Genomic DNA, 23,731 nt, shown 5'->3' on the forward strand with positions numbered 1-23,731 from the left:
CCGCACCATGACCATACGGCGCGGGCGCTGACACTCACCCGGCGCTCGGTCTAGCCCTGATCGCGCTTCCAGTTGATCAGCCCGCCAGCGCGCAGAATCTCGACCTGGCGTTCGGACAGCGCATGCTTGCACTCGATGGTATCGCCGTTCGCGGTTTCGACCGACACCGTATCGCCCGAGGCCAGCGCTTCGTGCAGGCCGCTGATCTTGAGCGTCCCGCCCTGCTCGAGCTTGTCCAGGTCATCGCCGTTGGCGAACGTGAGCGGCAGCACGCCGAAGTTGACCAGGTTCGACCAGTGAATACGGGCATAGTCCTTGGCAATGACCGCGCGCAGCCCCAGATAGCGCGGCGCGATCGCCGCGTGCTCGCGGGAGCTGCCCTGGCCGTAGTTCTTGCCGCCGATGATCGCGTGATCGCCGGTTTCCTTGGCCCGATCCGGGTATTCCTCGTCGACCACGTCATAGACGAAGTTGGCGATCTCGGGAATATTCGACCGAAACGGCAATACCTCGGCGCCGGCGCGCATGATTTCGTCGGTGGAGATGTCGTCGCCCACCTTGAGCAGGATCGGCAGTTCGAACGCGTCGGGAATGCCGTCGAAGTCGGGCAGCGACTGGATGTTCGGCCCCTTGACCAGTTCGACCTTGCGCGCCTGCTCGTGCGGCAGCGGATTTTCGAGCATGTGATCGTTGACCACCGGGTCGTCGGGATTGCTGACCTTCGGATACGCGAAATCCAGCGTGCGCGGATCGGTGATCCGGCCCATCAGCGCACTGGCGACCGCCGTTTCCGGCGAACACAGGAACACCGAATCCTCGGGCGTGCCGGAACGGCCCGGAAAGTTGCGCGGGGTGGTACGCAGGCTGTTGCGCCCGTAGGCCGGGGCCTGCCCCATGCCGATGCAGCCGTTGCAGCCGGCCTGGTGGATGCGCGCGCCCGAGGCGATCAACTGCCCCAGGCGGTCATCGCGCGCCAGTGTCTGCAACATTGCGCGCGAGGAGGGGTTCACATCGAACGAGACATCCTTGGATACGGTCCGACCGCGGACCATCTCCGCGGCAACGGCGAAATCGCGGTAGCCGGGGTTGGCGGAGGAGCCGATATAGGCCTGATACAGCGCGTCGCCCGCGATCTCCGACACCGGCACGACATTGCCCGGCGATTGCGGCTTGGCAATCAACGGCACGAGTTCGGACAGATCGATCTCGTCGTGCTGGTCGTATTCGCAACCCTCGTCGGCCAGGAGTTGCTCGTACTCATCTTCGCGACCCTGCGATTTCATGAACCGCCGGATCTCGTCGTCGGCCGGGAACACGGTGGTGGTCGCGCCGAGCTCCGCGCCCATGTTGGCAATCACGTGCCGATCCATGGCCTCGAGATTATCCAGCCCCGGCCCGTAGTATTCGATGATCTTGCCGACCCCGCCCGATACGCCGTGCCGGCGCAACATCTCCAGAATCACGTCCTTGGCCGAGACCCAATCCGGCAGCTTGCCGGTGAGCTTGACCCCGAACACCTTCGGCATCTTGGTATAGAACGGCTCGCCCGCCATCGCCATCGCGACCTCGAGACCGCCCGCGCCGATCGCGAGCATGCCCATCGAGCCGGCGGCCGGCGTGTGGCTGTCCGAGCCCAGCAGAGTCTTGCCAGGGCGGCCGAAACGCTCCATGTGCACGGCATGCGAAATCCCGTTGCCCGGACGCGAGTAGTAGGCGCCGAAGCGCTCACACGCCGATTGCAGGAACAAGTGATCGTCCGGATTCTTGTTGTCTTCCTGGATCAGATTGTGGTCGACGTATTGCGCCGAGACCTCGGTCTTGACCCGGTCCAGCTGCATGGCTTCGAGTTCCAGCATTACCAGCGTGCCGGTCGCATCCTGGGTCAACGTCTGATCAATCTTGAGCGCGACCTCCGAACCCGGGTTCATCCGGCCGTCCACCAGATGCGCGTCGATCAGTTTTTGGGCAACGTTCTGTGCCATGTCGGCCTCCATAAGTGCGTTGTCCCCACTCTAGCGCTGCAAATGGCTCCGGACCAAGCCGCCGGGTGGGAACGAACCCATTGATTTCGCGCCAATCGCTAATGATTCTTATTACACACAACGGTTTTATGCGGCTTCCGACCGCAGCCCTCGCCATGCACGTGACTTTTGGTCTATTTTGACGCCACTCAATCGAGGCACGGGGATTCGGCGGCGACGCACCGCTCGGTCGATTTCCCTGTAAACTACATCGAATTGCCCGGCCGATTCCGCATCGCGATGCCCGGCTCTGGCGTAGGATGGATACGAGCTATATGGACCCTGCAGCGCAACACGCCGTCGTCATCTGGCCGCTGATCCTGTTCGCGGCCGCCGCCATCGGCCTGATCGGGCTCATGCTGGGCATGTCCTACATGCTGGGCGGGCGCCACGACGAGCGGTTGGGCAACCAGCCCTACGAGTCGGGCATCAAGCCCACCGGCGGCGCGCGGATGCGGTTTTCGTCCAAGTTCTACCTGGTCGCGATCATATTCGTACTGTTCGATCTGGAAGTGGTGTTCATCTTCTCCTGGGCCATCGCCGCGCCCAAACTCGGCTGGACCGGCTATGAGGCGTTCATGAGCTTCCTGTTCGATCTGACGCTCGGTCTGGCGTATGCCTGGCGGATCGGCGCGCTCGATTGGGCGCCCAAGGCGCCGCGCCAGTTCCGACTGCACGCGATAGAAAGCAATCAACGCCGTAATCTGCCCAGCGAACAGAGCTAGGCAGCCATTGCGGCTGGCCCCATTTGACTCAAACGGTAACGAGCCATGTCTTGGTCTCTCACCAGCGCTGATAGCAACCCGACTCCCGGTTCCGGCACCCCCGGCGACCACGGCGGCACCGTCGAGGACGCGATGGCCCGCAATGTCGTCACCGCCAAGCTGGACGACCTGGTGGCGTGGGGCCGCAAGAACTCGCTCTGGCCCTTCAACTTCGGCCTGTCCTGCTGCTATGTGGAAATGGCCACCGCCCTGACCGCGCCGCACGACATGGCCCGCTTCGGCTCCGAGGTGATCCGCGCCACACCGCGCCAGTCCGATGTGATGATCGTGGCCGGCACCTGCTTTCTCAAGATGGCGCCGGTGATCCAGCGCCTGTACGAGCAGATGATGGAGCCGCGCTGGGTCATCTCCATGGGCTCCTGCGCCAATTCCGGCGGCATGTACGACATCTACTCGGTGGTTCAGGGCGTGGACAAGTTCATTCCCGTGGACGTCTATGTCTCAGGCTGCCCGCCGCGGCCGGAAGCCTTCCTGGAAGGCCTGCTGCTGCTGCAGGACTCGATCACCGTCGAGAAGCGGCCGCTGTCGTGGATGATCGGGCCGCAGGGCGTCACCCAGGCGCCGAAGCTCTCCCAGCGTGACAGCAAGCGCGCGGACCGCCTGGCGGCGACCACGCTGCGCACCCCCGACGAAGTGTAAGGGCCCAACGGATGCTTGATACCGTAGACATTCAGCGTCAGCTGACCGAGCGATTCGGCGAGAATACGCTCATCCCGCAGATCACCGCGGACGGCACACCCACGTTCTGGGTCGGCCGCGATCGCGTGCTCGAAGTCCTGAAATACCTGCGCCAGGATTCTGCGCCGGCCTATCGCATGCTCTACGATCTGACCGCGATCGACGAGCGCGCGCGTCATTTCCGGCAGGGCCAGCCCGACGCCGATTTCACGGTTGTCTATCACCTGCTCTGCCTGTCGCCAGTTGCCGAAATCCGGATCAAGGTCGCCCTGTCGGAAAACGATCTGACGACCCCGAGCGCGACCGGCATCTGGCCGAATGCCAACTGGTACGAGCGCGAAGTCTGGGACATGTTCGGGATCACCTTCGACGGCCACCCGAACCTGCGCCGCATCATCATGCCGCCGACCTGGCAGGGCCATCCCCTGCGCAAGGATCACGCGGCCCGCGCGACCGAATTCGAGCCGCTGCATCTGGACCCCAAGCGTCAGGACATCGAGGAAGACGCGCTGCAGTTCAAACCCGAAGACTGGGGCATGCAGCGCGAGTCGGAAGACCACGAGTTCATGTTCCTCAACATGGGGCCGAATCATCCGTCGGTACACGGCGTGTTCCGTATCGTGCTGCAGCTCGACGGCGAGGAGATCGTCGGCGCGGTGCCGGATATCGGCTACCACCATCGCGGCGCCGAGAAGATGGCCGAGCGCCAGTCCTGGCACACCTACATCCCGTATACGGACCGGATCGATTATCTGGGCGGCGTCATGAACGAGCTGCCCTATGTGATGAACATCGAAAAGGTGCTGGGCATCGAGGTGCCGGAGCGGGTCAAGGTCGCCCGCGTGATGCTGTCGGAGTTCTTCCGCATCACCAGCCACCTCATGTTCTTCGGCACCTACGTTCAGGACATCGGCGCGATGAGCCCGATCTTCTGGATGTTCTCGGACCGCCAGAAGGCCTATGACGTCATCGAGGCGATCACCGGCTTTCGCATGCACCCCGCGTTCTTCCGTATCGGCGGTCTGGCCATGGATCTGCCGAAAGGCTGGGATCGCCTGGTCAAGGAATTCCTGGACTGGTTCCCGAAACGCCTGACCGAATACAAGAAGGCCATGGCCCGCAACAGCATGCTGGTCGAGCGTTCCAAGCACATCGGCGCCTACTCGCAGGACGAGGCCATCGACTGGGGCATCACCGGCCCGGGCCTGCGCGCCACCGGCGTCGATTTCGACCTGCGTCGCGACCGCCCCTATTCCGGTTACGAGAACTTCGATTTCGACGTGCCGCTCGGCGCCAACGGCGACTGCCTGGACCGGCTGGACGTGCGCATCGAGGAAATGTTCCAGAGCTGCCGTATCATCGAGCAGTGCATGAAGAACATGCCGGAAGGCCCGTACAAGGCCGACCATCCGCTGGCCACGCCGCCGACCAAGGAGCGCACGATGCACGACATCGAGACGCTCATCGCCCACTTCCTCACGGTGAGCTGGGGTCCGGTGGTGCCGGCCATGGAGTCCTCGACCATGATCGAGGCGACCAAGGGCCTGAACAGCTATTACTCCATTTCCGACAAGAACACGATGAGTTATCGCACGCGTATCCGTACGCCGAGCTTCGCCCATCTGCAGCAGATCCCGCTGATCTCGCAGGGCGGCCTGGTCGCGGACCTGGTCGCGATCATCGGTTCTATCGATTTCGTTATGGCGGACGTCGACCGATGATTGAACTCAGCGAAGCCGAAATCGAGGGCATCAAGCACGAGATGTCGCTCTACGAGGACCCCGGGGCCGCGACCATCGAGGCCCTCAAGATCGTGCAGGAACATCGCGGCTGGGTGTCCGACGAGGCCATGGCGGCCGCGGCCCAGGTGGTGGGCGTGACGCCGACCCAGATGGAAGCGGTCGCCACGTTCTACAACCTGATCTTCCGCCAGCCCGTGGGCCGGCACGTGATCATGCTGTGCGATTCGATCTCGTGCTATCTCGCCGGCTACGAGGAAGTGCGCGACCACCTGAAGTCGACGCTCGGCATCGATTTCGGCCAGACCACCGCCGATGGTCGTTTCACCCTGCTGCCGATCTGCTGTCTGGGCGACTGCGACAAGGGCCCGTCCATGCGCGTGGGCGAGACCTACCACAGCCATCTCACGCCCGAGCGGGTCGACGAGATTCTGGCGGAGTACAAGTAATGGAAGAGACGAAGGTACTGACCCAGCGCATTCGTCCCGACCGTTCACCGGTCTGGATCGACGACTACATGAATCTGGGCGGCTACGAGGCACTCAAGACCGCGCTCGCCGACTACGGCCCGGCCGAAGTGGGCCCGCTGATCAAGGAAGCCGGCCTGCGCGGGCGCGGCGGCGCGGGCTTCCCCACCGGCGTGAAATGGTCGTTCATGCCCCGCTTCGAGGATCGCCCCGACGAACGTCCGGCACATGTCTATCTCGTGGTCAACGCCGACGAGATGGAACCGGGCACGTTCAAGGACCGGCTGATCATGGAAGGCGATCCGCATCAGCTGATCGAAGGCATGATCATCGCCTCCTACGCCATCGGCGCCGACACGGCCTATGTGTTCCTGCGCGGTGAGTACACCGAGTGCCGCCGGCGCCTGCAGCAGGCGATCGACGAAGCCCACGCCAAGGGCTTTCTCGGCGAGAACATCCTGGGTTCGGGGTTTTCGCTCAACCTGCATCTGCACATGAGCGCCGGCCGCTATATCTGCGGCGAGGAATCGGCCCTGTTGTCGGCCCTGGAAGGCCGGCGCGCGGTACCGCGTCACAAGCCGCCGTTTCCGGCCGCATCCGGCCTGTTCGGCCAGCCGACGACGGTCAACAACGTCGAGACCATCTGCAACGTGCCGCACATCGTGAAAAACGGTGCCGAGTGGTACAAGAGCCTGGGGCTCAACAAGGACGGCGGGACCAAACTGTTCGGCGCCTCAGGCCATGTGGCGAAGCCCGGCCTGGCCGAGTTCCCGCTGGGCGTGAAACTCGGCGACGTGCTGGAACACTTCGGCGGCATCCGCCACGGACGCAAGCTCAAGGGTCTGTTGCCGGGCGGCGGCTCCACGCCGTTTCTCACACCCGAGCATCTCGACACGCCGATGGATTACGACGGGGTCGGCGCGGCCGGCTCGCGTCTGGGCACGGCCACCATGGTCGTGTTCGACGACCAGACGCCCATCGTCGGCGTGCTGAAGAATCTCGAACATTTCTACGCCCAGGAATCCTGTGGCTGGTGCACGCCCTGTCGCGACGGCCTGCCCTGGGTGGAGAAGATGCTGGTCAACCTGGAAGCCGGAAAGGGCCAGCCGGGCGATCTCGAGCTGCTCGACCTGCATGTCAAGCTGCTCGGCCCGGGCAAGACCTTCTGTGCCCACGCGCCCGGCGCGATGGGCCCGCTTGAGGCCGGCCTCAAGTATTACCGCGACGAACTCGCAGCGCTGATCCCCGACGATGCATCCAATCTGTCGCGGACCGAAGCAGCGAACGCGAATCCTCTTTAATTAGCGCACGGTTAAGTCATGGCAACGATTACGATCGACGGTAAGGAATTCGATGTCGACGACACCGAAAACCTGCTGGCCGTCGCCCTGTCGAAGGGCTTCGATCTGCCCTATTTCTGCTGGCATCCGGAGCTGCACAGCGTCGGCGCCTGCCGTCAGTGCGCGGTCAAGTCCTATCGCAACGACGAAGACGAACAGGGCATGATCGTCATGGCCTGCATGACGCCCTGTTCCGACGGCGGTCGCTTCGAGATCGACGACGAGCAGGCCGCCGAGATGCGCCGCCAGGTCATCGAATGGCTGATGATCAACCACCCGCACGACTGCCCGGTCTGCGAGGAAGGCGGGGAGTGCCATCTGCAGGACATGACCCTGATGGCCGGCCATACGCAGCGCCGCTATCGCGGGCCCAAGCGCACCCACAAGAACCAGGACCTCGGCCCGTTCATCAACCATGAGATGAACCGCTGCATCGCCTGCTATCGCTGCGTGCGCTACTACCGCGACTATGCCGACGGCGACGATCTGCGCGCGCTGGGTTCGCACAACAACGTCTACTTCGGCCGTGAATCCGACGGTGCGTTCGACAACGAATTCTCGGGCAACCTGGTGGAAGTCTGCCCCACCGGCGTATTCACCGACAAGACGCTCGGCGCCCACTACAATCGCAAGTGGGACATGCAGAATGCCCCCGGCATCTGTACCCACTGCTCGCTGGGCTGCAACACCAGCCCTGGTTCGCGCCAGGGCGTGCTCAAGCGTATCCAGAACCGTTATCACGGCGAGATCAATCACTACTTCCTGTGCGACCGCGGCCGCTTCGGGGCCGGCTTCGTCAATCGCGACGACCGCCCGCGCCAGCCGCTGGTACGCAACGCCGACGGCATCCTCGAGCCGCGCGAGATGGACGTCATGCGCGACGTCATGGAAGAGGTCTTCGCCAAGGCCAACGGCGTGGTCGGCGTGGGCTCGCCGCGGGCCTCGCTGGAAGACAACTTCGCCCTGCGCCATCTGGTCGGTGCGGAGCACTTCAGCAATGGCATGAGTCCGGCCGATTCGGATGCCAGCCTGGCCGCGCGTGACACGATCTCGGCCCATGCCGATCGCCTGGCCACGCTGCGCGAAGTCGAATCCTGCGACGCCGTGCTGATTCTCGGCGAGGACGTGACCCAGACCGCGCCGCGGCTGGCCCTGTCGCTGCGCCAGTCCCGCCGCAACAAGCATCTGGAGCACGCGGCGGCCAACAAGATCCCGAAGTGGCATGCCCGTGCCGTGCGCGACATCGGCCAGCACAACAATAGCCCGATCTTCTCGGCGACCACCCACGCCACGCGCCTGGATGACATCGTGATGTCGCCGCAGCGCCTGCGCCCGGCCGCGATCGCCGAGCTCGGCTTCGCCGTGGCCCATGCACTCGACAACACCGCCCCCAAGGCCGGCCCGCTCGACGACGAGACCCAGGCGCTGGTCGATGCCATCGCGGCAACGCTCAAGAGCGCGAAGAAACCACTGATCGTCGCCGGCACCAGCCTCGGCGATCCGGCCATCCTCAAGGCCGCGGCCAACGTGACCCAGGCCGTCGCCGCCGCCAATGACGCCGGCCGCCTGTTCGTCACCCTGTCCGAGGCCAACTCGCTCGGCATGGCGATGCTGGAACAGCGCAACGTCGATCACGCGCTCACCGCGATCGAGGACGGCTCCGCCGACACCCTGGTGGTGATGCAGAACTGCCTGTACGAGCGCGCGACCAAGGCACGCGTGGATGCCGCGATCCGGAAGGCCGCGCACGTGGTGGTCATGGATCACAGCATGACGCGCACGGTGGGCGAAGCCACGCACGTGTTGCCGGCCGGCAGCTTCGCCGAGGCCGACGGCACACTGGTGAACAACGAAGCACGCGCCCAGCGTTTCTTCCAGGTTTTCATCCCCGACGCGCCGATGCAGGAAGGCTGGCGCTGGGCAGCCGACCTGGCCGAAGTCGCGGGCCACAAGCCCGACTGGCTCGGCATGGACGATCTGATCCAGGCCATCGTCGCCGAATGCCCGCAGTTCGCCGGCATCGAGGACGCCGCCCCCAGCCAGAGCTTCCGCAAGTTCGGCATGCGCTTCCCGCGCAGCCCGCACCGCTTCTCCGGCCGCACCGCGATGTACGCCAACGTGGATGTGCGCGAGCGCCGGCCCGAGGTCGATCCGGATTCGCCGCTGGCCTACTCGATGGAAGGCTATTACGGCGTGGATCAGCCGCCGTCAACGCTCGCCTACGCCTGGAGCCCCGGCTGGGATTCCAACCAGGCGGCCATCACCCGCTTCCAGGACGAGGTGGGCGGCCATCTGAAAGGCGGCGACCCCGGCATAAGGCTGTTCGCCACAGCTTCCGGGGCTGGCGAGTTCTCTGCCGCCGAGGTGACGGCGGTCGACGGCTGGCAGGCCGTGCCGATGCATCACATCTTCGGCAGCGAGTCGCAGTCGGCGCGCGCGCCGGCCATCGCCGAACGCATGCCGGCCCCGGAATACCGCGTCAATGCCGAGGCCGCCAAGGCGCTCGGCGTCGCCCCCGGTGATTCGCTCGAACTGGCCGTGGACGGCGAAACCCATGCCTTCCCGCTGGCCATCGATCCCAGCCTGCCCGACCGGACCATCGGCGTGCCCGTGGGCATGCACGGGGTCTGCGGCCTGCGTCTGCCCGTGGAAGTGAAACCATGATCTTCGGTATCTCCGAGCACGAAATCCTGTCGGCCGTCGTCACCGCGATCCTGACGATCGTCACCCTCATGGGCTGCGTCATCATGGCGGCCCTGATGATCCCGATCGAGCGCCGGCTGCTGGGCCTGTGGCAGGACCGCTACGGCCCCAACCGGGTCGGCCCGTTCGGCTCGCTCCAGGTCGTGGCGGACATGATCAAGATCTTCTTCAAGGAAGACTGGATCCCGCCATTCGCCGACAAGGCGGTGTTCGTGATCGCGCCGGCGATCATCATGTTCACCACCATCATGGCGTTCGCCGTCGTCCCGTTCACCGAATCCTGGACCATCGCCAACCTCAACGTCGGCGTGCTCTTCCTGCTGGCCATGAGTTCGCTGGGCGTGTACTCGGTGATCTTCGCCGGCTGGTCGTCCGACAACAAATACGCGCTGCTGGGCGCCATGCGCACAGCAGCCCAGATGATTTCGTACGAAGTCTTCATGGGCCTGTCGCTGTTGGGCGTGGTGCTGCTGGCCGGCAGTTTCAATCTCGGCGACATCGTCGAATCGCAGCGCGGCCTATGGAACGTGATCCCGCAGTTCCCGGCGTTCGTGGTCTTCTTCATCGCCGGCTGCGCGGAAATCCATCGCGCGCCGTTCGACCTGCCGGAAGCCGAGCAGGAGCTGACCGCGGGTTATCACACCGAATACTCGGGCATGAAGTTCGGCATGTTCTTCGTGGGCGAGTATCTGGGCATCGTCTTGATCTCGTGCCTGGTCACCACGCTGTTCTTCGGCGGCTGGCTCGGCCCGTGGCTGCCCGGTTTTGTCTGGTTCTTCCTGAAGGCCTTCTTGTTCATGTGCTTCTTCGTCCTGTTGCGCGCGGCCACCATCCGCCCGCGGTATGACCAGCTCATGGCCTTCGGTTGGAAGGTGCTGCTGCCGATCGCCCTGCTCAACGTGGCGATCACCGGCGCGATCGTCGTCGCCCAGAGCTAGTGAGACGCCGGCGCCGCCCGCGCTGCCGGTCGTACAACGTGTTTGCAACGAGTCGTTTATGAAAAACGCCGCACAGAACGCCTTCTCCGCCACGTCGAGCGTGCTCCGCACGATCGGCATGACGTTCATGCATTCCTTCCGCAAGCGGGACACGGTCCTGTATCCGGAGGAAAAGCCCTATCTGCCGCCGCGCTATCGCGGCCGCATCGTGCTCACCCGCGACCCCGACGGCGCCGAGCGTTGTGTCGCCTGCAACCTGTGCTCGGTGGCCTGCCCGGTCGACTGCATCAGCGTGGTCAAGACCGAGGACGAAGCCGGCCGCTGGTATCCGGAGACGTTCCGGATCAACTTCTCGCGCTGCATCTACTGCGGCTATTGCGAGGACGCCTGCCCGACCTACGCGATCCAGCTCACCCCGGATTTCGAGATGGGCGAATTCGATCGTCAGAACATGGTCTACGAGAAGTCCGATCTGCTGATCTCGGGCGTCGGCAAGCGCCCCGGCTACAACTTCTACCGGGTGGCCGGCATGTCGGTCGGCGGCAAGGACAAGGGCGAGGCCGAGAACGAGGCCGCGCCGGTCGATATCAAGACGCTGCTGCCGTAAGCCAAGGGGATCGTCGTGGAAATTACATTCTTCATCGCCGGCATCGTGGCCCTCGCCGCGACCCTTCGGACCATCACCTGTTCGAACCCCGTGCATGCCCTGCTCTATCTGATCACGTCGTTGCTGGCCGTCGCCATCGACTTCTATGCCCTGGGCGCCGCGTTCGCGGCCACGCTCGAGGTCGTGGTCTATGCCGGCGCCGTGATGGTGCTGTTCGTTTTCGTGGTGATGATGCTCAATCTCAACCAGGAGACGGTCGAGCGCGAACGTCACTGGCTGCGGCCCAAGCTGTGGGTCGGCCCGTCGGTGTTCGCCGCCATCCTGCTCGTCGCCATGGTCTGGTCGATAACCGTCGGCGGCGCGATCGGCGGCATCAACGGCACACCGCTTTCGGCCAACGCTGTCGGTTCGACCCTGTTCGGCCCCTATGTGCTGGTGGTCGAGCTGGCCGCCTTCCTGCTGCTCGCCGCCCTGGTCGTTGCCATCCACATCGGCCGTGACGAGCGCAACGAGGCCCGCTGGAAAGCCGAGCACGGCGATCGCGAGACCACCGAGGCAGGGGAACAATAATGACGGGACTTCCCATTCAATACGGCATGGGGCTGGCCGCGCTGCTGTTCATCGCCGGCCTGACCGGACTGGTGGTGCGGCGTAACACGCTGTTCATCCTCATGAGCCTGGAAATCATGCTGAACGCCACGGGCCTGGCCTTCATCGTCGCCGGCGCCCACTGGCAGGCCGCCGACGGCAACGCGATGTTCATTCTGATCATTGCACTGGCCGGCGCCGAGGCCTCCATCGGCCTGGGCCTGCTGCTCCAGCTGTACAAGCGTTTCCGCACGATCGACATCGACGCAGCCAGCGAGATGCACGGATGAATCTTCTAGTCCTGACCCTAGTCTTTCCCCTGGCCGGCGCCATTGCGCTCTCCCTGTTCCCGCGCATGGCCGACAACGCGGCCCGTACCATCGGCGCGGCCTCGGTCGGCCTCGCCGCGCTGGTCACCGCGCTGGTGATGGTGTTCTGGGGCGCCAACGGCGGTTATCCGTACGTCCAGACGCTGTGGCAGTGGATCGCCGTGGGCGACTTCCACATCAACTTCGGTCTCTACCTGGACGGCCTGTCCATCACCATGATGGGCGTGATCACCGGCGTAGGCTTTCTGATCCACTGGTTCGCCGCCTGGTACATGGTCCACGACCTGGAAGGCTCGCCGGGCATGGCGCGGTTCTTCGCCTACATGAACCTGTTCATCGTGGCGATGCTGTTGCTCGTACTCGGCGACAACCTGCTGCTGCTGTACCTCGGCTGGGAAGGGGTGGGCCTGTGCAGCTATCTGCTGATCGGCTACTACTACCAGACCCCGGCCAATGCCTGGGCCGCCTTCAAGGCCTTCATCATCACCCGTATCGGCGATGTATTCCTCGCCATTGGCCTGTTCCTGCTGTACACGGTGTTCGGCACGCTCAACATCCAGACGCTGCTGCATGACGCGCCGCAGGTCTGGAGCCAGGGCGATGCCACCGCCAACATCGCGGCGCTGTTGATCCTGCTGGGCGCCTGCGGCAAATCGGCCCAGTTACCGCTGCAGACCTGGCTGGCGGATGCCATGGCCGGCCCGACACCGGTCTCCGCGCTGATCCACGCGGCCACCATGGTGACGGCGGGTGTGTACCTGATCGCGCGCATGCACGGCATCTTCGCGATGGCACCGGCGATCCAGGAACTGGTCGGCGTGATCGGCGGCGTCACCCTGCTCATCGCCGGTCTGGCGGCCACCGCCCAGACCGATATCAAACGCGTGATCGCCTATTCGACCATGAGCCAGATCGGCTACATGTTCCTGGCGCTCGGCGTGGGCGCATGGCAGGCCGCCATCTTCCATCTGATGATCCATGCGTTCTTCAAGTCGCTGCTGTTCCTGACCGCGGGTTCGGTGATCATCGCCTGCCACCACGAGCAGAACATCTTCAAGATGGGCGGTCTGCGCAAGACGCTGAAACTGGACTACTGGCTGATGATCATCGGCGGCTCGGCGCTGTCCGCGCTGCCGCTGGTGACCGCCGGCTTCTACTCGAAGGACGCGATCCTGTGGGACGCCGTCGCCAACGGGCATGGCATCCTGTGGCTGTTCGGCCTGATCGGCGCGTTCATCACCTCGATCTACACCTTCCGCATGATCTTCATCGTCTTCCACGGCGAAGAGAAGACCCATGCCCACCCCGGCCACGGTATCCCGCATCACGTGCCGCTGATGATCCTGGCCGTGCTGTCGACCTTCGTCGGCGCGCTGATCCATCAGCCCCTGGACGGCGTGCTGCCCTCGGGCGCAGTCGAAGGCCATCCGTGGATCGAGATCGTGTTCGAGATCATCTCGAGCGTGGTCGCGCTGGTCGGCCTCGGCGTGGCCGCGGCGCTGTTCCTCGGCAAGCGCCAGCTGATCGCGCAGGCCACCCAGGACGGCCCGGGCCGCAAGACCTGGCTGTTCTTCCACAGCGCGCTCGGCTTCGACTGGCTGTACGACAAGGTCTTCGTCCAGCCCTTCCTGTGCGTCGCGCGCGGCCATCGCCGCGACTGGATCGAGGCGATCGTGAACGTGGTGCCCGGGCTGGCTTCGGTCGGCAACTCGGGGCTGTCGGCGGTCCAGTCGGGCCGGCTGCGTTGGTATGCAATGGTCATGTTTGCCGGTGCGGCCGTGCTGCTGGCCGTGTTGATGTTCGGATAAGAAGGCGATTCGATGCTCCTTTGCTGGCTATTATTCATCCCCTTCATCGGCGGCGCGCTGTGCTGGCTCGTCGGCCGCGGCAATTCCGAAGGCGCCGCACCGCGCTGGATCGCTTTCGCCTCCATGGCGCTGGTGTTCATTCCGGCGCTGTGGCTGTGGGCCACCGGCGACTTCTCCCTGGCCGGGCTCGGCGGCAACGCGCCGCACTGGCAACGCGAGATCAGCGTGCCGTGGATTCCGGCCTTCGGCATCGATTTCCACCTGGCGATCGACGGGCTATCGTTGATCATGGTGCTGCTGGCCAGCCTGCTCGGCATGCTGGCCGTGGCCTGCTCCTGGAGCCAGGTGCGCGAACGCGTGGGCGCCTTCCACATGAATCTCATGTGGACGCTCGGCGGCGTGATGGGCATCTTCCTGGCGATCGATCTGTTCCTGTACTTCTTCTTCTGGGAACTGATGCTGATCCCGATGTACTTCCTGATCGCGCTCTGGGGACACGGCGAGTTCGACCGCGCCTCCCATGTCCGCGCCGCGGTGAGGTTCTTCATCTATACCCAGGCCAGTGGCCTGTTGATGCTGGCGTCGATTCTCGGCGTGGTGTTCGTGCACTACGCCCAGAGCGGTCACCTGACCTTCAACTACAACGCCCTGCTGAACACCCAGCTCGGCGGCGGCCTCGGCATGGTGCTGATGCTCGGCTTCTTCATCGCCTTCGCGGTGAAGCTGCCGGCGGTGCCGTTCCATGGCTGGCTGGCCGATGCCCAGGCCAACTCGCCATCCTCGGGCGCGGTCGACCTGTCCGGAATTCTGGTCAAGACCGCCGCCTACGGCTTTCTGCGACTGGCGCTGCCGTTGTTCCCGGAGTCCTCCGCGGCCTTCGCACCGATCGCCTTGGCGCTGGGCGTGATCAGCATCTACTACGGCGCGGTCATGGCCTTCGCCCAGACCGACATGAAGCGCCTGATCTCGTATTCGAGCATCTCGCACATGGGCTTCATCCTGGTCGGCCTGTATGCCGGCACGCTGCTGTCGCTGCAGGGCGTGATGATTCAGGTCGTGGCCTCGGCCGTATCGACCGCCGCGCTGTTCATTCTCGCCGGCCAGCTCTACGAGCGCATGGGCACCCGCGACATGCGCCAGCTCGGCGGCTTGTTCGGACGCCTCGGCGCCCTGCCCGGCTTCGCGCTGATCTTCGTTGTGGCCTCGCTCGGCATGCCGGCGACCGCCAACTTCATCGGCGAATTCCTGATCCTGTTCGGGGCGTTCGCCGCCTGGCCGTGGGTGGTGGTGGTCGCCTCCGGCGGCATGATTCTCGCGGCCGTGTATGCGCTGTACCTGATGCATCGGGTGTACTGGGGCACGCCGTCCGGCGAGGACACCATCGCGCGCATGAGTGCCCGCGAGTACACCATCATGATGACGCTGGTCGTGGTCACGCTGATCGTCGGTCTGTTCCCGCAGACCATACTGTCGGTCTCGCAGACCACCATGACCGAAGTCTCCCACTGGTTCGCCACGGGGCTGGCCGCCTCCTCGGCAAGTTAAGCGATAGCTGACATGAACGACACCTGGAACCAACTGGTCGCGGTGCTGCCGCCGATTTTCACCTGCCTCGCCGTGATCGGCGTGATGGCAGCCATCGCCTGCAAGCGCAACCACGGCTCGGCCGTCGCCATCACGGTGGTGGGGCTGAATCTGGCGCTGGTCTCACTGCTGGCCGTGCTCGCGGTCACGCCGATCCAAGTCACGCCGCTGTTCGTCATCGACGATTACGCCGTGTTCTTCTGGGCGGTGATTCTGGTCGCGGCTCTCGCCACCTGTACCTTTGCCGGCGCGTACTTCGAGGGGCTCGACGACAATCGCGAGGAGTTCTATATCCTCGTCGCATCGTCGGTGCTCGGCGGCATGGCGCTGGTCGCCAGCCGTCACTTCGCCTCGCTGTTCATCGGCCTGGAACTGCTGTCGGTGCCGCTGTACGGCATGATCGCCTACACCTACCGCGAACGGCAGTCGCTGGAAGCCGGCTTCAAGTACATGGTGCTCTCCGGCGCCGCCTCCTCGTTCCTGCTGTTCGGCATGGCGCTGCTGTACGCGGCCTCGGGCCATCTGGACTATGAAGGCCTGGCTGTCGCCCTGCAGTCGGGCGCTCCCGGCCACGCCTGGGTGCTGATGGGCGTGGGCATGATCCTGGTCGCGCTCACCTTCAAGCTGTCGCTCGTGCCCTTCCACGTCTGGACACCCGACGTCTACGAAGGCGCTCCCGCGCCGGTGTCGACCTTCCTCGCGACGGTCAGCAAGACAGCGGTGTTCGCCCTGCTGATGCGCTTCTTCTTCCTTGCGCCGGTGGCCCACGATCCCTGGCTGCTGACACTGGTGGGCGTGATCGCCTTCCTGTCGATGTTCGCCGGCAACCTGCTGGCCCTGCGCCAGACCAATATCAAGCGCATTCTGGGTTACTCGTCGATCGCCCACATCGGTTATCTGCTGACCGTGATCGTCGCCGGCATCCCGCTGTCGATCGAGGCCACCGGCGTGTATCTGGCGACCTACGTCGGCACCACGCTGGGCGCTTTCGGTGTGGTCTCGCTGGTCTCCAGCCCGTTCGCCGGGCGCGATGCAGCCCACCTCGACCATTATCGCGGCCTGTACTGGAAGCGTCCGATCCTGGCGGTATCGATGGCGATCATGATGCTCTCGCTGGCCGGCATCCCGCTGACCATGGGCTTCATCGGGAAGTTCTACATTCTGTCGGTGGCGGTCGCCGCCGGTCTGTGGTGGCTGGTCGCCGGCATCATCATCGGCAGCGGCATCGGCCTGTTCTACTACCTGCGCGTGATGGCTCTGCTGTTCATGGAACGCCCGGCCGACGCACGCGAGCCGGCCACCGGCGGTATGGGCCAGACGGCCGGCACCGTCGTGATCTGGCTGCTGGCAGCGGTGACGATCATCGTCGGCATCTACCCGACCTGGCTGATCGATCTGGTCGGCGCTTCGAGCATCGCCGGCATCGGCTGATACGCGAGCGCATCGATACGCATGAAAAAGCCCGCGAACGCGGGCTTTTTCATGCGCGCTCGTCAGCAGGCAACGACCGATCAGATTCGAACGACCGCCCCCGGGTTGAGCCGGTTATGCGGGTCGAACGCGGCCTTGAGCGCGCGCAGCATGTCGATCTCGACCGCCGGCTTGAGACGCACGATCTCATCGACCTTCAACCGCCCCACCCCGTGCTCGGCGGCGATGGAGCCGCGTATGGCGGCGACCCGATCGTGAACCAGGCGATGCAACTCGGCTTCATGGCGCCGGAACTCGGCGTCTTCCATCGCCCGTGGCCGCGTCAGGTTGAAGTGCAGATTTCCGTCGCCCACATGGCCGAACACGCACGGCCGGATATCCGGTACGGCGGCATGCAGTCGCGGTGTCATGTCGGCAATGAACGCTGGTAACTTCGACACCGGCAGCGAAATATCATGCTTGATCGAGGCCCCGGCCGCGGTCTGGGCCGGCGGGATCGACGTACGCAGGCGCCATAAGTCCGCCATCGCTTCGGGCGTCTCGCCGAGTACGTGATCGACGATATCCCCTTCCGTCGTGGCATGTCGCAGCGTATCTCTACAGGTCGCGGCGAGCCAGTCGCCGGCAGCCGAGATGGCCACCTCGACCAGCAGATACCAGTCGGCGCGTGTGGCAAACGGCACACGGCAATCGACGGAATAATCACAGGCCAGCTCGAGCGCCTGGGCCGAGATCAGTTCGCAACCGACGACGTGCTGGCCGGTGTCGCGCCGCAGGCGCGCGGCCAGACGCACGCCCGCGGCCACATCCGCCAGCGCACAGAATGCGACGGCGCGTTGCCGTGGCGGGTCCGCCAGTTCCAGCACGGCGGCTGTCATGATGCCGAGCGTGCCTTCGGAGCCGACGAACACGTCGTTCAGATCGTAACCGCTATTGTCCTTGCGCAGCCCGGTGAGATTGTCCCAGACGCGCCCGTCCGCCAGCACGACTTCCAGCCCCAACACGCGATCGCGCGTGTTGCCGTAGTGCACGACATTGAGCCCGCCGGCGTTGGTCGCGAGATTGCCACCGATACGACAGCGCTCGCGCGACGCGAGTTGAATCGGTAGATAGAAACCGGCGGCCTCCGCGGCACGCTGCGCATCCGCCAGCGTGCAACCCGCCTCGACCGTCATCGTGGCGTTGTCGGCATCGATCTCACGAATGCGATCCAGACGCTCGAGGCTGAGAATCACCTGCCGTCGCGGATCGTCCGCCGCCGATCCGCCGACCGTGCCGGTATTGCCGGACTGCGGCACGATCGCGACGTCGAAGCGCGCGGCCACGGTCACGATGCGCGCCACTTCGTCGACATCGGCCGGGCGCACGATCGCCGCCGCCTGCGGCTCGAACGCGCCTCGCCATTCGGTGAGATAGCGCGCGGCGGCCTCGCCTTCGACGATGACCTGCTCGGCGCCGACCACCTCGGCCAGCGCCGTGATCAATGTTTCGCTCATCGGTCAGCGCCCCACGAGATCATTCAAGGCCGCCTCGAGTTCGGGATACTCGAACACATAGCCGGCCGATTCCAACGCGCGCGGCACCGCCCGCTGCCCGGTCAGCAGCAGACGCGCCATTTCGCCGACCATGGCTTTCAACGCCGGGCCCGGCACCCAGGCAAACGAGGGCCGGTGCAGAACGCGCGCCAACGTCCGGGTGAAAACGCGATTGGTCACCGGCTTCGGCGCCGTCAGATTGTAGGCGCCCTGACAGCTCGTCTCGCGCATCAGAAAGCGAATCGCGCCGACCTCGTCGCGAACATGAATCCAGGGCATGTACTGGCGGCCGCTACCGAAATGCCCGCCCAGACCGAACTTGAACGGCGTGATCATCTGCGCCAGCGCGCCTTCGTTCTTCCCAAGCACGATCCCGGTCCGGATGAAGCAGACGCGCACACCGTATTCATCGCGCGCCCGCGCGGCTTCGCCTTCCCAGTCGGCACAGAGCCGCGACTGGAACTCGTGGCCCGCCGGCTCGCTTTCGTCCAGCACGTCATCGCCACGTGCGCCATAAAACCCGACCGCCGAGCCGCTGATCAGCACGTCCGGCTTTGTGTGGCATCGACCGATGAAATCCACGAGATCCCGCGTAACCGAAAGCCGACTTTCGCGCATCTCGCGCTTGCGCGCCTCGGTCCAACGCCCGGCGGCCAGATTCTCGCCGGCGAGGTTGATCACCGCGCGCGGCTCGCTCGCCTGCGCCAACGATTCGACCGGCACGACGCTGGCGGGCAGCACGCGTCGTGCTTTTGCCGCATCGCGCGTCAATACTTCCACCGTCCAGCCATCGGCCAGAAGATCAGTAACCAGGTGCCGGCCGATGAAGCCGGTGCCGCCGGTGATGAGTACGTTGTTCATGCGTCGCTGCTCCTGAAGGGCGCTGCGCGCGCCGACGTTCCGGATCATGAGAATCCGCTTGCATTGTGCCGCCCAACGCGGGTCTAATGGCAAGCGTGCGGCGGTAGCTCAGTTGGTAGAGCGCGACCCTCCCACGGTCGAGGTCGCGAGTTCGAATCTCGTCCGCCGCTCCATTCAATGCCTTGGCCGACCCGTCCGTCTATCGCCGGGTGAGCAGTTGCCGTTGCTTGAGCGCGTGTACGACAGCCGCGGCCAGCGCGTCGGCCCGGCTCGACAGATGCCGCGAGCGGCCATCGTCGATGGCGAATCTTGCCATCACCTTCTGGGTCTTCGCGTCGATCAAACTCACGCGGTAGCCGATTCGGCCGTCATCGAGAATACGGCGCGATGCGGCTTTCGGATCCGCCAGCTCGATGACCACGATCGCCTGTGCGCCGCTGTTCAAGGCGGCCCGATGCCGGCTATCGCCATTCTGCGGCCGCGTCGGCGGCGCGGCCTGGAGCATGGTGTCGCAGGCATGCCCCGCCGATAGCAAATGACGGCACAGGGCTTTTTCGTAGGCCCCCTCGACCGCGAGGTCGCTGAACGCGGCATAGGCCAGGAAACCGTCGTAATGGGTGTGGGCAGCACCTGGCGAGACGAACCCCTGCGTGGGCAGGCCGGCGCAGCCGGCGACCGACAACACCACCGCGATGGCGAGGATCGGCAGGCGTACTCGCCAAGTCAATCGGGACAAGGACACGGGGCTAGCGACTCGGTTCATCGCGCAAGGCTAGCGGCAACGCAGCCGGTTCGCCAGCGCGCCGCCCGATTTTCACGCCGGTCACGGCGCGATGTTCGGCCCCGGCAGCTGGTCCGCCAGTTGTTCCAGCTGTTCCCGGCCCACGATATCGCGAGCGCTCTGGGCCACTTCGACCAGGGCGTGTACGGCGAAACGTTCGCGGATCTCGTCCAGGTACTCGTTCTGCTGGGCCACCCGTTCGGCAACGAAGGCGCTGTCGGTATCGGCCGGCCAGAGTCGATTCACGAACAGTTCGCCGACCGGAATGCCCGCCTCTTCGAGCTGGGCGATGAGACGCACGGTTTCCTCGATCGGCAGACGCTCGGCCAGTAACACCGGATGAAACAGGGCCTCTCGATGCAGACGCTGGCGTGACCGCGCGAACCGCTCGGCGCGCTGGCGCAGACGCGACAGCACCCGATCGTCGCGATCCGGCTCCGACACACCGGCCATGGAACGCCACATGCCCTGCAGCCGGTTCACCTTGGCCCGCTGGCCGGCCAGCCCTTCGACCCAGGCACCCAGCATCGACGGCAGGGTGAGCAACCGCAGTGTATGCCCGGTGGGCGCGGTATCGAACACGATGCGGTCGTAATCGCCGGGCGCGGCATCCATCAGGCGAGTGAAGCGATCGAACAGCGCCGACTCCGCGGTGCCCGGTGCCTGCACCGCCAGCTTGAGATGGCGATCCAGGGCCGGCAGCACCGCCTTGGAGACCGCCTCGCGCGCGTCCTCGCGAATCGAATCCACATAGCGCTCGGCGTCGGCGGTCGGGTCGATTTCCATGGCCCAGAGATGGTCGCCGGCAACCGTGGGCGCGTCGCCCAGCTTCGTGCCCAGCAGATCCGACACCGAATGGGCCGGATCGGTGGAGACCAGCAGCGTGCGCTCGCCGGCCGCGGCCAGGCGCAGCGCATGCGCCGCCGCCAGCGTGGTCTTGCCGACGCCGCCCTTGCCGCCGAACAGAAAGAAGCGCGTGGGTTCGTGGTGGTCGTGGTCGTGCGCCATCAGCAGCACACCCCGGCTTCGGGGAATGTCTCCATGCCCATGCGCTGGTGCCAGCGATGAAACGCCTCGATCAGATCCGGGTAGAGTTCCAGCGCGAAGTAGTCGGCGGGGCCGGGAATACCCAGCGCTTCCAGGAACAACAGCGCCACGAGCACGTCCTCTTCCTTGCGGGCCTCGCGTGCGATGCTCGCCCGCCAGGGGGCCACGAACAGCTGGTCGTGATAATCGTTGATGCGGCGCCAGAGACTCTTGTCGTCCGCCATGCGGCCTCCGCTGGATCTTTCGGGAATGGAACCGCCAGCGACCCTCAGGCCGCGCGGGAATCGTGCAACTGTGCCATCACCGCGGCGACAATCGTTTCGGGCGGCGGCAACGCGCCCGAGTACAACACCTCACCGTCGAGCACGATGGCGGCCGCGGCGCCCGCGCGCGACAGGCTTTTCAGCGAGGCGCCGACACCGCGCCCGGCCCGACGCGACGCGCGCCAGACCGCCGGATACAGCCACACCGTGTTGCGCGGGTCGACCACATCGATGACCAACCCCGGCGCCGCGTCGCGCAGGCGCCGGTAGACCGTGCCGACCGATTCCATCACCGCCCGGCTGTGCGCGTAGTCGGCCGCGCCACCGAGGTCGGTATGCGCCTCACCGAGCCGCCCGCAGCATCCCGAGCCGCTGTGCTGGGCGTCCTGCTCGCGCACGAGGATCAAGCGATGTCCGGTACCGATGCTCATGCCTCGTTGGGCACCCCGGCACGACGTTCGCCCCGCTGGCGATTGAGCGCGGTGACCGCTTCCACGATGAGCCAGGCGGTGAGTACCGCGATCCCGGCATCCATGATCAACAACATCCAGCTGCCTTCCTTGAGAAAGGAGACGAGGTTGAGCAGCAGCGCCCAGCTGGTCATGAACAGCAGGAAGGTCAGCGGTACGAGGGCAGCCAGCGGATTGCGATTGCGCGACATCACCCAGACGCTGATCACCGACAGGGCCAGCCCCGCCGTGAGCTGGTTGGTGGTGCCGAACAGTGTCCAGAGCTGGCCGAAGGCAAAGCCCTTGCCGCCGGCGCCGTTGCCTCCCGGCACCAGGGCCAGCGCCAACGGAATCAGCACGGCCAGCGTGGTCAGGATGGTGGTCTTGCCAACCAGGGCCCGAAAGCCGGCCAGTTCGGCGATCTCTTCCAGGATGTAGCGCTGCAGGCGCACGCCGGTATCCATGGTGGTGCCGGCGAAGGTCACTACCACGACCACGGCGAACGAGGCGCCCAGCTGGGCATCGATGCCGAGATTGGCCAGGAAATGCCCGACACCATCGACGAAATGCCCGAGCGCCCCGCCCGACGCCGCGCCAAAGCTGGAATAGGCTGTGTTCCAGTCCGCCGCCGAACCGAGCCCGGCGGTGCAGGCCAGGATCGCGGCCAGCGCCAGCGAACCCTCGCCCAGCGCCCCGCAGTAGCCGATGTAGCGGGCATCGGTTTCCTTGTCGATCTGTTTGGACGTGGTGCCCGAGGCGACCAGGCTATGGAAACCCGAGATCGCGCCGCAGGCGATGGTGATGAACAGATACGGGAACCACTGCTTGGTGCCCTCGGCCACGTGGTTCACCGCCGGCGCCGTGATCTGGTCCCAACCGACGATCACGCCGGCGAAGATCACCGCGAGTGCGACCAGCAACTGCTGACCGTTGATGTAGTCGCGCGGCTGCAGCAGCAACCACACCGGCAGGCGCGAGGCGAACCAGGTGTAGGCGAAAATGAGGATTACCCAGGTCGTGCGCACCGACAGCCCCACCAGGTGGGCCAGGCCGTCGACATGAATCGGGTACATCTGGCCGATCGGGATCGCCGCATACAACAGAACCAGCCCGATGATCGACGGAATCAGCACCGCGCCCTTCATGCGATACACCCATTGGCCGATGCACATCGCGATCGGGATCACGATCACGGCCGGGATCACCGAGCCCGGGTGTGCTTCGAACAGGATCGCCATCACCACGCCGAACACCGCGTTCACCAGCGTCAGCAGGAAGAAGATGATCAGCAGGAACAACGTGCTGGCGCGCGCGCTGATGACCTTGCCGGACAGCGTGCCGATATTCTGGCCACGATTACGCGCGGAAGTCACGATGGCGCCGAAATCGTGCACGCCGGCACCGAATATCGTGCCCAGGATCACCCAGGCGATCGCCGGCAGCCAGCCCCAGTAGACCGCGATCGCCGGCCCGACGATCGGGGCCGCCCCGGCCACCGCCGTGAAGTGGTGGCCCAGCAGGATGTGTTTGTTGGTCGGTACGAAATCGACCCCGTCCGACAACTCGTGCGACGGCGTCTTGAAGTCCGGGTCCAGCGCATAGACGCGCTCGGCCAGATACCGGGAGTAGAAGCGGTAGCCCAGGTAAAAGGCCCCCAGCGTTATCACGATCAAATAGAAAGCCGGCATGCGCGGTCCCCCGACGGCCGAAACAATGGATACAACGGAATACAATAATGGTAACGACCGCTACCTAGGCACTGACATTCGACTTATGT

General features: G+C 65.1%; 21 protein-coding genes and 1 tRNA gene. 14 read left to right on the forward strand and 8 right to left on the reverse strand.

The window, feature by feature from the left end; genetic code table 11:
- Positions 1 to 50: 50 nt before the first annotated feature.
- Positions 51 to 1,982 carry an aconitate hydratase gene (locus ACS8YF_RS04245; RefSeq protein ID WP_440848979.1) on the reverse strand — a complete coding sequence of 644 codons (1,932 nt, stop codon included), beginning with the start codon at positions 1,980 to 1,982 and terminating at the stop codon, positions 51 to 53.
- A gap of 299 nt (positions 1,983 to 2,281) precedes the next feature.
- On the opposite strand from ACS8YF_RS04245, the gene ACS8YF_RS04250 reads away from it, so the two are divergent.
- Genes ACS8YF_RS04250 through nuoN form a run of 13 tightly spaced genes read left to right on the forward strand, consistent with a single transcriptional unit; the run spans position 2,282 to position 17,018 of the window.
- A complete protein-coding gene (locus tag ACS8YF_RS04250; RefSeq protein ID WP_440848980.1) occupies positions 2,282 to 2,746 on the forward strand; it encodes an NADH-quinone oxidoreductase subunit A in 465 nt (154 codons plus the stop codon).
- Between the two features lie 45 nt (positions 2,747 to 2,791).
- Positions 2,792 to 3,445, forward strand: a complete 654-nt coding sequence (locus ACS8YF_RS04255) for a NuoB/complex I 20 kDa subunit family protein (RefSeq protein ID WP_440848981.1) — start codon at positions 2,792 to 2,794, stop codon at positions 3,443 to 3,445.
- 11 nt (positions 3,446 to 3,456) lie between these two features.
- Complete coding sequence (gene nuoC, locus ACS8YF_RS04260; protein WP_440848982.1) at positions 3,457 to 5,205, forward strand: NADH-quinone oxidoreductase subunit C/D; 1,749 nt, start codon at positions 3,457 to 3,459, stop codon at positions 5,203 to 5,205.
- Positions 5,202 to 5,672, forward strand: coding sequence for an NADH-quinone oxidoreductase subunit NuoE (gene nuoE, locus ACS8YF_RS04265; protein ID WP_440848983.1), 471 nt, complete (start codon positions 5,202 to 5,204; stop codon positions 5,670 to 5,672). Before nuoC ends, nuoE begins: the two co-directional genes overlap by 4 nt.
- On the forward strand, positions 5,672 to 6,991 hold the full coding sequence (nuoF, locus tag ACS8YF_RS04270; RefSeq protein WP_440848984.1) for an NADH-quinone oxidoreductase subunit NuoF: 1,320 nt from the start codon (positions 5,672 to 5,674) through the stop codon (positions 6,989 to 6,991). Before nuoE ends, nuoF begins: the two co-directional genes overlap by 1 nt.
- Before the next feature lie 18 nt (positions 6,992 to 7,009).
- A complete protein-coding gene (nuoG, locus tag ACS8YF_RS04275) occupies positions 7,010 to 9,694 on the forward strand; it encodes an NADH-quinone oxidoreductase subunit NuoG (protein WP_440848985.1) in 2,685 nt (894 codons plus the stop codon).
- On the forward strand, positions 9,691 to 10,671 hold the full coding sequence (gene nuoH, locus ACS8YF_RS04280) for an NADH-quinone oxidoreductase subunit NuoH (RefSeq protein WP_440848986.1): 981 nt from the start codon (positions 9,691 to 9,693) through the stop codon (positions 10,669 to 10,671). The genes nuoG and nuoH overlap by 4 nt, the downstream gene beginning before the upstream one ends.
- A gap of 58 nt (positions 10,672 to 10,729) precedes the next feature.
- Positions 10,730 to 11,278 (forward strand): NADH-quinone oxidoreductase subunit NuoI, encoded by a 549-nt coding sequence (gene nuoI, locus ACS8YF_RS04285; RefSeq protein WP_440848987.1) that lies wholly within the window; start codon positions 10,730 to 10,732, stop codon positions 11,276 to 11,278.
- 15 nt (positions 11,279 to 11,293) lie between these two features.
- Positions 11,294 to 11,848: an NADH-quinone oxidoreductase subunit J gene (nuoJ, locus tag ACS8YF_RS04290; protein ID WP_440848988.1), complete on the forward strand. Its 555-nt coding sequence runs from the start codon at positions 11,294 to 11,296 to the stop codon at positions 11,846 to 11,848.
- Positions 11,848 to 12,156: an NADH-quinone oxidoreductase subunit NuoK gene (gene nuoK, locus ACS8YF_RS04295; RefSeq protein WP_424819076.1), complete on the forward strand. Its 309-nt coding sequence runs from the start codon at positions 11,848 to 11,850 to the stop codon at positions 12,154 to 12,156. Before nuoJ ends, nuoK begins: the two co-directional genes overlap by 1 nt.
- Positions 12,153 to 14,003 carry an NADH-quinone oxidoreductase subunit L gene (gene nuoL / locus ACS8YF_RS04300; RefSeq protein ID WP_440848989.1) on the forward strand — a complete coding sequence of 617 codons (1,851 nt, stop codon included), beginning with the start codon at positions 12,153 to 12,155 and terminating at the stop codon, positions 14,001 to 14,003. The genes nuoK and nuoL overlap by 4 nt, the downstream gene beginning before the upstream one ends.
- A gap of 12 nt (positions 14,004 to 14,015) precedes the next feature.
- The gene (gene nuoM / locus ACS8YF_RS04305) at positions 14,016 to 15,548 is read left to right on the forward strand and encodes an NADH-quinone oxidoreductase subunit M (RefSeq protein WP_440848990.1); all 1,533 of its coding nucleotides are present in this window, start codon (positions 14,016 to 14,018) and stop codon (positions 15,546 to 15,548) included.
- 12 nt (positions 15,549 to 15,560) lie between these two features.
- Positions 15,561 to 17,018: an NADH-quinone oxidoreductase subunit NuoN gene (gene nuoN, locus ACS8YF_RS04310; RefSeq protein WP_440848991.1), complete on the forward strand. Its 1,458-nt coding sequence runs from the start codon at positions 15,561 to 15,563 to the stop codon at positions 17,016 to 17,018.
- 80 nt (positions 17,019 to 17,098) lie between these two features.
- Here nuoN and ACS8YF_RS04315 read toward each other — a convergent pair whose 3' ends face one another.
- Positions 17,099 to 18,514 carry an FAD-binding oxidoreductase gene (locus ACS8YF_RS04315; RefSeq protein WP_440848992.1) on the reverse strand — a complete coding sequence of 472 codons (1,416 nt, stop codon included), beginning with the start codon at positions 18,512 to 18,514 and terminating at the stop codon, positions 17,099 to 17,101.
- Between the two features lie 3 nt (positions 18,515 to 18,517).
- Positions 18,518 to 19,414 carry a TIGR01777 family oxidoreductase gene (locus ACS8YF_RS04320; protein WP_440848993.1) on the reverse strand — a complete coding sequence of 299 codons (897 nt, stop codon included), beginning with the start codon at positions 19,412 to 19,414 and terminating at the stop codon, positions 18,518 to 18,520.
- A 97-nt stretch (positions 19,415 to 19,511) separates the two neighbouring features.
- Here ACS8YF_RS04320 and ACS8YF_RS04325 point away from each other — a divergent pair.
- Positions 19,512 to 19,587: transfer RNA gene (locus ACS8YF_RS04325), tRNA-Gly, on the forward strand.
- 26 nt (positions 19,588 to 19,613) lie between these two features.
- Here the strand turns inward: ACS8YF_RS04325 and ACS8YF_RS04330 are convergent.
- The 5 genes from ACS8YF_RS04330 to ACS8YF_RS04350 form a co-directional block, all read right to left on the reverse strand.
- Positions 19,614 to 20,156: a hypothetical protein gene (locus tag ACS8YF_RS04330; protein WP_440848994.1), complete on the reverse strand. Its 543-nt coding sequence runs from the start codon at positions 20,154 to 20,156 to the stop codon at positions 19,614 to 19,616.
- A gap of 81 nt (positions 20,157 to 20,237) precedes the next feature.
- Complete coding sequence (locus ACS8YF_RS04335) at positions 20,238 to 21,203, reverse strand: ArsA family ATPase (RefSeq protein ID WP_440849073.1); 966 nt, start codon at positions 21,201 to 21,203, stop codon at positions 20,238 to 20,240.
- Positions 21,203 to 21,466 (reverse strand): cory-CC-star protein, encoded by a 264-nt coding sequence (locus ACS8YF_RS04340; RefSeq protein WP_109993867.1) that lies wholly within the window; start codon positions 21,464 to 21,466, stop codon positions 21,203 to 21,205. Before ACS8YF_RS04340 ends, ACS8YF_RS04335 begins: the two co-directional genes overlap by 1 nt.
- 44 nt (positions 21,467 to 21,510) lie before the next feature.
- Entirely contained in the window at positions 21,511 to 21,936 is a 426-nt protein-coding gene (locus tag ACS8YF_RS04345) for a hypothetical protein (protein ID WP_440848995.1), read from the reverse strand.
- The gene (locus ACS8YF_RS04350) at positions 21,933 to 23,642 is read right to left on the reverse strand and encodes a carbon starvation CstA family protein (protein ID WP_440848996.1); all 1,710 of its coding nucleotides are present in this window, start codon (positions 23,640 to 23,642) and stop codon (positions 21,933 to 21,935) included. The genes ACS8YF_RS04345 and ACS8YF_RS04350 overlap by 4 nt, the downstream gene beginning before the upstream one ends.
- Positions 23,643 to 23,731: the final 89 nt, after the last annotated feature.

Source organism: Salinisphaera sp. SWV1 (assembly GCF_052044155.1).
Lineage (GTDB): Bacteria > Pseudomonadota > Gammaproteobacteria > Nevskiales > Salinisphaeraceae > Salinisphaera.